The sequence below is a fragment of the Rhodococcus sp. NPDC058505 genome (assembly GCF_042720095.1).
Classification (GTDB): domain Bacteria; phylum Actinomycetota; class Actinomycetes; order Mycobacteriales; family Mycobacteriaceae; genus Rhodococcus_G.
Genome location: NZ_JBHXNB010000032.1, coordinates 20544 through 30523 on the forward strand (window position 1 = coordinate 20544; position 9980 = coordinate 30523).

Here is a 9980-nt window from a genome sequence, read left to right on the forward strand (position 1 = left end):
GGCGGGTTCTCGGCGCTGCCAGCGCGTTCCTTCCCTACTCGAAAGTCACTTGGACGACCGTCCTGTGACCCCCGTCACGCCTACTACCTGGTAGAACGCCGCCGGCAACGGTAAACGTGAGGATTCCCTCATGATCCTGTGTCACCCTGTTCGCACCCCCGAAGAACCATCCGCGAGCGCACGGACGCGCCCGTCGACCGGTTGTGACGTCGGCGGGTTCCGACCAGGAGAGGACCATCCAGCGTGACGATCGACGAGAGCACACCACTGGGTAGCGGCGACGGGAACACCGGTTCCCGGTACGCGCCTGCCCGGACCGGCGCCGCGAAGTCACCCCTGCGTGACCGGCTTGTCGCTGGCGAGCCCTACGCCCTTGCCTTCGGCGGGCAGGGCGCGGCCTGGCTCGAGTCGCTCGAGGAACTGATCCGGGATAACGGGATCGAGCCGGACCTCACCACGCTCGTCAACGACGCGGCAGCGGCCCTCGCGCCCGTCGCCAAGGACCTGCTGGTCGTGCGGCCCATCGGCTTCGACCCGATCGGCTGGATCCTCGAGCGTGACGTCGCCGACGAGGACGCGACCGACGCCGGACCGTCCGTGGAAGCGCTGACCTCCGCATCCGTCTCGCTGCCGGGCGTCCTGCTCACCCAGCTCGCCGCGCTGCGATCGCTGCGCATGCAGGGTCTCGACCCCGCACAGATTGCCCCGGTCGCCGTGATCGGGCATTCGCAGGGTCAGGTCGCGGCCGACTCCGTCGCGGACGGCGGCGCCTCCGACGGCGAGCTGCTGGCGATCTCCCAGCTCATCGGTGCCGCAGCGGTCCTGGTTGGCCGCAGGCGCGGCCTCATCGGGGTCGGGGAACGGTCCCCGATGCTCGCCGTCTCCGACGTCGACCCGACCCGCATCAAGGGCATCGTCGACGAGCTGAACGCGGGCGTCGACGCGGACCGCGGTGTCGTGATGGCCATCCGGAACGGGCGCCGCCGCGTTGTGCTGTCTGGCCCGCCCGCCCAGCTTGCGCGCGTCCAGCAGCGGGCCGAGCAGATCGCCGCCGAGGAGTCCGCCGACCGCGAGGCCAAGAAGCGCGGCGGGGCGGTCTTCTCGCCCGTGTTCGAGCCCATTGCCGTCGAGGTCGGCTTCCACCATCCCGCCCTCACGGACGCCGTCGACACCGTCGGCGCCTGGGCAGCCCGCTGCGGCCTCGATGTCGAGCGCGCCACCCGTCTGGCCCGCGCCTGCGTCACCGACTCCGTGGACTGGGTCGCCGACGTCGACTCCGCGGTCGACGCTGGCGCCGCCTGGATCCTCGACCTTGGTCCCGGCGACCTGCTCACCCGGATGACCGCGGGCCCGCTGCGCGGCACCGGCGTCGGCATCGTCGCCGTCGCCACCCGCGCAGGCCAGCGCAGCCTGCTCACCCCGGGCGCGGTGCCCGAGGTGCCCAGCGCGTGGTCGTCGTTCCGGCCGTCCCTGGTCACCCTGCCCGACGGCAAGGTCGCCACCTCGACCGCGTTCACCCGGCTCACCGGCCGCTCGCCGATCCTGCTCGCGGGCATGACCCCGACCACCGTCGACCCGAAGATCGTCGCCGCCGCCGCGAACGCCGGGCACTGGGCCGAGCTTGCGGGCGGCGGGCAGGTCACCGAGAAGATCTTCGCCGACCACGTCGCCGAGCTGTCGACGCTGCTCGAGCCGGGTCGCGCGGTCCAGTTCAACTCGATGTTCCTCGACCCCTACCTGTGGAAGCTGCACGTCGGCGGCAAGCGCCTGGTGCCGAAGGCCCGCGCGGCGGGCGCCCCGTTCGACGGCGTCGTCGTCACGGCGGGCATTCCGGAGCTCGAGGAGGCCGTCGCGATCATCGGCGACCTCGACGAGGCGGGCATCACCCATGTCGCGTTCAAGCCGGGCACCGTCGCCCAGATCAAGTCCGTGATCCGGATCGCCGCGGAGGTGCCGGACTTCCCGGTGATCGCGCACATCGAGGGCGGTCGCGCTGGCGGCCACCACTCGTGGGAGGACCTCGACGACCTGCTGCTCGCCACCTACGCCGAGCTGCGCCAGCGGCCGAACCTGGTGGTCTGCGTCGGCGGCGGCATCGGCACCCCGGAGCGGGCCGCCGACTACCTCACCGGCCGCTGGTCCGAGCAGCTCGGCTACCCGGCGATGCCGGTCGACGGCATCCTCGTCGGCACCGCAGCGATGGCCACCCTCGAGGCGACCACCTCGCCCGAGGTCAAGCAGATGCTCGTCGACACTCCCGGCACCGACGACTGGGTCGCCGCGGGCACCGCGACCGGTGGCATGTCCTCCGGACGCAGTCAGCTCGGCGCCGACATCCACGAGATCGACAATGCCGCATCCCGCACCGGTCGCCTGCTCGACGAGGTCGCCGGCGACGAGAAGGCCGTCGCGACGCGTCGCGACGAGATCATCGCGGCCCTCGACATCACCGCGAAGCCGTACTTCGGCGACGTTGCCACCATGACCTACGAGCGCTGGCTGCGGCGCTACCTCGAACTGGCCGTCGGCATCGACTCCGCGAAGGAGTTCGACTGCGGCACCGACTGGGCGCAGGCGTACGCCGAGGCGACCGAGTCGGTGTGGCTCGACATCACCTGGCGGGACCGGTTCGCGCAGATGCTGCAGCGCGCCGAGGCCCGGCTGCACCGCAACGACCGCGGCCCGATCGTCACCCAGTTCGCGGACGAGCAGATCCTGGAGCGTCCCGAGGCCGCGCTGTGCACCCTGCGCGCCAGCTTCGCGGACGCGGGGACCACCGTCCTGCACCCGGCGGACGTCGCGTTCTTCGTCGCGCTCTGCAAGACCCCGGGCAAGCCGGTGAACTTCGTGCCGGTCGTCGACAAGGACGTGCGCCGCTGGTGGCGGTCCGACTCGCTGTGGCAGGCCCACGACCCGCGCTACGCCGCCGACCAGGTGTGCATCATCCCGGGCACCGTCGCCGTCGCGGGCATCACCAGGGCCGACGAGCCGGTCGGCGACCTGCTCGACCGATTCGAGAAGGCCACCACCGACGAGCTGATCGCCGCGGGCGGCACCCCGGTCGCGGTGGCGGCCCGCCGCCACACCGAGGGCGCCGGCGCGTTCGGTGTCGTCCTCGGCGCGCCCGACGTGCTGTGGGCGGGCCGCCTGACCCGCAACCCGGTGCACCGCCTCGGCGACCTCGCCGCCTGGACGGTCACCGACACCGATGCCGCGCACGCCACCACCGGTGCGACCCTGCGCGCGCGGGACGGCGGCCGGGTCGAGCTGCGGGTGCCGCTCGTCGGCGACCGCGCGGTGACCATCGCGATCACCGTCCCCGACTCCACCCGCGACGGCGGCGCCCCCGTCGTCACCGCGGAGGACGCCGAGGCCGCGATGTCGGCCCTGCTCGGCGTCGCCGCCGGCCAGGACCTGCCGACGGTCAAGGGCGATGTCGCGCGGTTGAACGTCGCGTGGATCCCCGACCTGGTCGCCGACCACTCGGGTGTCACCGCGTCGGGGCTGCCCACCTCGCTGATCCCCGGCACGTCCGCGGTGCCGGACGTGCTCGTCGGTGCCTGCTGGCCCGCCGTGTTCGCGGTGCTCGGTGCCGCACAGACGCGGGCCGGGGTGCACGCCATCGAGGGCATGCTCGACCTGGTCCACCTCGACCACGCGGTGAACCTCGTCGACGCGATCCCGGCCGACGCCGCGGTGCTCACCGTCAAGGCCGAGGGCGTCTCCGTCGTCGACACCGACCTCGGCCGGGTCGTCGAGGTGCACGTCGAGGTCGGCGCGATGCGCGGCGAGCAGGGCACCGCCGCCCCGACGTTCGCGACGATGGTGGAGCGGTTCGCGATCCGCGGCCGCAGCGGCCGGGCCGAGCTGGCCGACCCGCGGCGCGCGGGCGGTTCGCTCACCGATGCCGCCGCCGACACCCCGCGCAGGCGTCGCCGCCAGACCACGATCGTCGCGCCGCGGCACATGGCCGCGTTTGCGCAGGTCTCCGGCGACCACAACCCGATCCACACCTCCGACAACGCGGCGCTGCTCGCCGGTCTCGGCAGCCCGATCGTGCACGGCATGTGGCTCTCCGCCGCAGCCCAGCAGGTCGTCGTCGCCGTCGACCCGGAGGCCACCGTCCCGGCCCGCCGACTGACCGCATGGACCGCCCGCTTCCTCGGCATGGTCCGCCCCGGCGCCCTGATCGACGTCCGCGTCGACCGGATCGGGCACGACGCGGGCGCCGAGATCGTCGAGGTCGGCTGCCGCGTCGACGGCGAACTCGTCATGGTCGCGACCGGCCGCACCGCGGCCCCGAAGACGGTGTACGCGTTCCCCGGCCAGGGCATCCAGCGCCCCGGCATGGGCCTCGATGCCCGGGCCCGGTCCAAGGCCGCCCGCGAGATCTGGGACCGCGCCGACAAGCACACCCGCGACACGCTCGGCTTCTCGATCCTCGCGATCGTCCGCGACAACCCGACCGTCGTGAAGGCCAGGGGCGTCACCCACAAGCACCCGGACGGGGTGCTGCACCTGACCCAGTTCACCCAGGTCGCGATGGCCGTCCTCGGCGTCGCACAGGTCGCGGAGCTGCGCGAGTCCGGCGCCTTCGTGGAGGGCTCCTACCTCGCGGGTCACTCGGTCGGCGAGTACAACGCGCTCGCCGCGGTCGCCGGGGTGCTGCCGCTGGAGGCGGTGCTCGAGGTGGTGTTCCAGCGCGGCTCGGCGATGCATGCGCTGGTCCCGCGGGACGCGAACGGCCGCTCGAACTACCGGCTGGCCGCGATCCGGCCGTCGCAGTTCGGGGTCGACGACGCCGACCTGACGGACTTCGTCGGTGGCGTCGCCGAGCAGACCGGTGAGTTCCTGCAGATCGTGAACCTGAACCTGCGCGGCTCGCAGTACGCGATCGCCGGCACCGTCGCCGGCCTCGACGCGCTGGAGACGGAGATCGACCGCAGGCGCGCCGAGATCGGCGGCAAGCGGGCGTTCATCGTCATCCCCGGCATCGACGTGCCGTTCCACTCGAACGTGCTGCGCGGCGGCGTCGACGACTTCCGGGAGCGGCTGCTGGGGCTGCTGCCCGAGCAGATCGACCCGGCGATCCTGATCGGCCGCTACATCCCGAACCTGGTGCCCAAGCCGTTCAACCTGGGCCGGGACTTCATCGCGGAGATCGCGGACCTGGTGCCGTCCGAGCAGCTGAACGCGGTCCTCGCCGACTTCGACACCTGGACGGCGAAGCCCGTCGAGCTGACCCGTGTCGTGCTGGCCGAGCTCCTCGCCTGGCAGTTCGCCAGCCCGGTGCGGTGGATCGAGACGCAGGACCTGCTGTTCGGCGACGTCGCCGACGGCGGACTCGGCATCGAGCGGTTCGTCGAGATCGGCCTTGCCGCGACCCCGACCGTCGCGAACCTGGCCTCGCAGACCCTGAAGCTGCCCGGTCGCGTCGGCGGCCCGGTCGAGGTGCTCAACATCGAGCGCGAGGCGGGCGTCGTGTACTCCACCGACACCGATCCGGCGCCGGTGGACGACGAGCCGGAGGCGCCCGCCGCCCCGACCGCCGAGGCGGCCCCGGCCGCCGCAGCGCCTGCCGCCGCACCCGCAGCGCCGAGCGGCGGTCCGCGCCCGGACGACATCGCGTTCGCCGCGTCCGACGCCACCAACGTGCTGATCGCGCTGTGGACGAAGCTGCGCCCGGACCAGATCGGCCCGGCCGACACCATCGAGGCGCTGTGCGACGGTGTGTCCTCGCGCCGCAACCAGCTGCTCGTCGATCTCGGCTCCGAGCTCTCGCTCGGCGCGATCGACGGTGCCGCGGACGCCGACATGGGCTCGCTCGCGGTGACCGTCAACAAGCTGGCCCGCACCTACAAGCCGTTCGGCCCGGTGCTGTCCGACTCGCTGAACGACCACCTGCGCAAGGTGTTCGGCCCGTCCGGCAAGCGGCCCGCGGCAATCGCCGAGCGGGTCACCAAGGTGTGGGAGCTCGGCGCGGGCTGGGCCAGCCACGTCACCGCCGAGGTGGCGCTCGGCACCCGCGACGGCGCCAGCGTCCGCGGCGGCGCGATGGGCGGCCTGCACGAGGGTGCGCTCGCCGACGGCACCACGGTCGACGCGGTGATCGACGCGGCCGTGCAGTCCGTTGCCGGACGCCGCGGGGTCGCGGTGTCGATGCCCGCCGCGGGCGGCGGCGCCGGCGGCACCGTCGACGCGGCCGCGCTCGGCGAATTCACCGAGCACATCACCGGGCGCAACGGCGTTCTCGCCTCGGCGGCCCGACTGGTCCTCGAGCAGCTCGGACTGGCCGACCAGGCAGTGGCGGCGCAGCAGGATGCCGACACCGAACTGGTCGACCTGGTCTCGGCGGAGCTCGGTTCCGACTGGCCGCGGCTGGTCGCGCCGTCGTTCGATGCCCGACGGGCGGTGCTGTTCGACGACCGCTGGGCGTCGGCCCGCGAGGACCTGGCCCGGCTGTGGATCGGCGATCACGCGACCGTCGTGTCCGTCACCGACGCCGACTTCACCGGGGCGGGAACCGCGGTCGCCGCGCACGCCGACTGGTGGAAGCGCCGCGCCGAGACCGAGGGCCGGGAGGAACTCGTCGGCGTGTACGCCACGATCGCCGAGGCCGCACGGGTGCAGGACGCGCTGACCGGCCCCTGGTCGGATCAGGTGGCGGTCGTCACCGGCGCCAGCAAGGGCTCGATCGCCGCGGCGGTCACCGGGCAGCTGCTGCGCGGCGGGGCGACGGTCTTCGTCACCACCTCCCGGCTCGACGACGAGCGGCTCGGCTTCTACAAGAGCCTCTACCGGGCGAACGCCCGCGCAGGCGCCTCCCTGTGGGTGGTGCCCGCGAACATGGCGTCCTACACGGACGTCGACGCGCTGATCGACTGGATCGGGCAGGAGCAGACCGAGACGGCGGGCGGCGCTAAGAAGCTGGTCAAGGAGGCCGCAACCCCGACGCTGCTGTTCCCGTTCGCGGCGCCGCGGGTGATGGGCGAGCTCTCCGACGCGGGCGCCCGCGCCGAGATGGAGATGCGGGTCCTGCTGTGGTCGGTCGAGCGGCTGATCGCAGGCCTGTCGACGATCGGCTACGACCGGGACGTCGACACCCACCTGCACGTGGTGCTGCCCGGCTCCCCGAACCGGGGCCTGTTCGGCGGCGACGGCGCCTACGGCGAGTCGAAGGCGGCGCTGGACGCCCTCGTCGGCCGCTGGAGCGCCGAACGTTCCTGGGCCGAGCGGGTCACGCTGGTGCACGCGCTGATCGGGTGGGTGCGCGGCACCGGCCTGATGGGCGGCAACGACCCGATGGTCGACGCCGTCGAGGCCAAGGGCGTGCGCACCTGGTCGACCGACGAGATGGCCGAGCAGCTGCTCGGTGCCTGCACGGCCGACACCGTGACGCAGGCCGCGGCCGCGCCGGTGACCCTGGACCTGACCGGTGGCCTCGCCGATGTCCAGCTCGACCTGGTCGCGCTGTCGCGGGAGGCGGCCGAGGCCGAGAAGGGCTCGGAGGCATCCGAATCCGAGGGCAACACCATTGCGGCGCTGCCCGCGCCGCCGCGGATCGTCGACGACCTGCCCGCCCCGGCGTGGCCGGAGCTCGACGTCACGCCCGCCGACCTGGTCGTCATCGTCGGCGCGGGCGAGCTCGGCCCGTACGGCTCGGCCCGCACCCGCTTCGAGATGGAGGTCGACGAGCAGCTGTCGGCGGCGGGTGTCCTCGAACTCGCGTGGAACACCGGACTGATCGGCTGGGAGCAGGACCCGACACCGGGCTGGTACGACGCCGAGACCGGCGAGCTGGTGCCGGAGGAGGACATCGCCGACCGCTACCACGACATCGTTGTCGAGCGCTGCGGCATCCGCAGGTACGCCGACGAGGGCGCCATGGTCGACAACACCATGCCGCTGATGACGTCGGTCTTCCTCGACAACGACCTGACCTTCGTGGTCGGGTCCGAGGCCGAGGCCCGCGCGTTCGTCGACTCGGACCCGGAGCACACCGTCGCCGCCCCGCAGCCGGACGGCGGCGACTGGCAGGTCACCCGCCGGGCGGGCACCGAGATCCGGGTGCCGCGCAAGGCGAAGCTGACCCGCACCGTCGGCGGCCAAATCCCGACCGGATTCGACGTCACCACGTGGGGCATCCCGGCGGACATGGCCGGTTCGGTCGACCGGGTCGGCCTGTGGAACCTGGTCACCACCGTCGACGCGTTCCTGACCAGCGGTTTCACCCCGTCGGAGCTGCTGCGCTGGGTGCACCCGTCGACGGTCGCGAACACCCAGGGCACCGGCATGGGCGGCATGATGTCGATGCGCTCGCTGTACATCGACACCCTGCTCGGGGAGTCGCGGCAGAACGACATCCTGCAGGAGGCGCTGCCGAACGTCATCGCCGCGCACGTCATGCAGTCGTACGTCGGCGGCTACGGCGCGATGGTGCACCCGGTCGCGGCCTGCGCCACGGCCGCGGTGTCCGTCGAGGAGGGCGTCGACAAGATCCGGCTCGGCAAGGCAACCTTCGCGGTCGCGGGCGGCTTCGACGACCTCGGCATCGAGGGCATCGTCGGGTTCGGTGACATGTCGGCGACCGCGAAGTCGGAGGAGATGGTCGCCAAGGGCATCAGCGACCGCCGGTTCTCGCGGGCCAACGACCGCAGGCGCGGCGGATTCGTCGAGTCCGCGGGCGGCGGCACCATCCTGCTGGCCCGCGGCGACGTGGCCCTGGAGATGGGGTTGCCGGTGCTCGGTGTCGTCGCGTGGGCGGGCTCGTTCGCCGACGGCGTGCACACCTCGATTCCGGCCCCGGGCATCGGTGCCCTCGGCGCGGGGCGCGGCGGGCAGGACTCGCAGCTGGCGTTGTCGCTGAATGCGCTCGGTGTCACCGCGGATGACATCTCGGTGATCTCCAAGCACGACACCTCCACCGCGGCCAACGACCCGAACGAGGCGGAACTGCACGAGCGACTCGCGGCGGCGTTGGGCCGCAGCGAGGGCGCCCCGCTGTTCGTCGTCTCGCAGAAGAGCCTCACCGGTCACGCGAAGGGTGGTGCGGCGGCGTTCCAGCTGATCGGCCTGTGCCAGGTTCTCGGCAAGGGTGTTGTTCCGCCGAACCGCAGCCTGGACTGCGTCGACGACAAGATGGCGGAGTTCGCGCACCTGGTGTGGCCGCGGGAGGCGCTGCGCTTCGGCGGGCAGTTCCCGCTCAAGGCGGGCCTGCTCACCAGCCTCGGCTTCGGGCACGTGTCCGGGTTGATCGCGGTGGTGCACCCGCAGGCGTTCGTCGAGTCGGTGCCCGCCGACCGGCGGGAGGGCTACCTGGAGCAGGCGAGGAAGCGGACCGTCGACGGCCAGCGTCGCCTCGCGTCCGCGATGTGCGGCGGCGGCGACCTGTACGAGCGGCCCGCGGACCGGCGCTTCGGCGGTGACACGGTGCCCGCGAAGGCGGCCCGCGAGCTGGAGGCGGACGTGCTGCTCACCGAGGCCGCGCGCCTCGGCGACGGCGACGTCTACAGCTCCGGACTGCCGGGGTGCAAGTAGATGGCGATCCTGGGCATCGGTTTTGACCTGGTGACGGTCTCCGAGTTCGCGGAGCAGCTGTCCCGGCCGGGCACGGCGATGAAGTCGAGCTTCCGGCCGGGCGAGCGGCGCTACTGCGAGGGCAAGGCCGACCCGGCCCGGCACTACGCCGTCCGCTGGGCGGCGAAGGAGGCGGTGATCAAGGCGTGGGCGTCGTCGCGGTTCGCCCGCCCGCCCGCGGTCGGTGACAACGCCTACGTGCAGGTCGAGGTCGTCAACGACGCCTGGGGGCGGCCGACGATCAAGCTGCACGATGAGGCGGCGCAGTTCCTGCCCGGCGCGATCATCCACCTGTCGCTGACCCATGACGGGGACATGGCGGGGGCGATGGTCGTCATCGAGGAACCCGACCTGGTCGCGCCGGTCGCGCGCTGAGACGACGGACGGGGCCCGCCGGTGGAGGA

General features: G+C 72.9%; 2 protein-coding genes. Both read left to right on the plus strand.

Going from position 1 to position 9980, the window contains the following annotated elements; translation table 11 throughout:
* Nucleotides 1-243 precede the first annotated feature (243 nt).
* Nucleotides 244-9537, plus strand: a complete 9294-nt coding sequence (locus ACFWPA_RS18045) for a fatty acid synthase subunit beta domain-containing protein (RefSeq protein WP_378571302.1) — start codon at nucleotides 244-246, stop codon at nucleotides 9535-9537.
* Nucleotides 9538-9951: a holo-ACP synthase gene (locus ACFWPA_RS18050; protein WP_378506433.1), complete on the plus strand. Its 414-nt coding sequence runs from the start codon at nucleotides 9538-9540 to the stop codon at nucleotides 9949-9951.
* The last annotated feature ends 29 nt before the right edge of the window (nucleotides 9952-9980 follow it).